This is a genomic window from Peribacillus sp. SIMBA_075 (assembly GCF_046534585.1).
The window spans coordinates 1-508 of record NZ_JAWRYN010000118.1; the positions used below are offsets into that span (position 1 = coordinate 1).

General features: G+C 34.3%; 1 protein-coding gene. It reads left to right on the forward strand.

Going from position 1 to position 508, the window contains the following annotated elements:
• Positions 1–508 (forward strand): DUF3952 domain-containing protein (locus SB775_RS27405; protein ID WP_410864284.1); only part of this gene is annotated, 508 nt, incomplete at both ends.

Below are 508 nucleotides of genomic sequence, written 5' to 3' on the forward strand. Positions count from 1 at the left end.
TGTCAATAGTATCAAATTTATTAAGTGGATGTGATTTTGGGGAGACGAAGATAGAGCATGAGAGACTAGTAAAGGCGTTGGATGAAGGGGATATGAAGGCTGTTATGTCTGCGAGTGATGATGGGTATGCGTATGTGAAAGAGAGAAGCATATATGGGATTTTTGAGGGAAAAGAAGACGGTACTCATAGTAAAACAATCTATCAAACAACAGAGGGGATTTATAATACGATTGAGAAAAAATTATTTGGAGAAACAACGGAGGAAATAGCTACAAATATTAAAAATGAAAAAGAAAAGGCGGATATTAGTAATTACAAAGAAGAAGAAATTTATCATACTAATATTATGTATGAAGGTGGGGAAGTGAAGACGGTAAAAACAGCATTTGATGTGTCCGCTGTTAAATTAATTATGGATCGCTTACAGGGAATAAAAGATTTAAAACCGTCAGAAGATACAAAAGGATTCGATGAACCGAATATTGTTAGTTATAGTCTAACAGAATC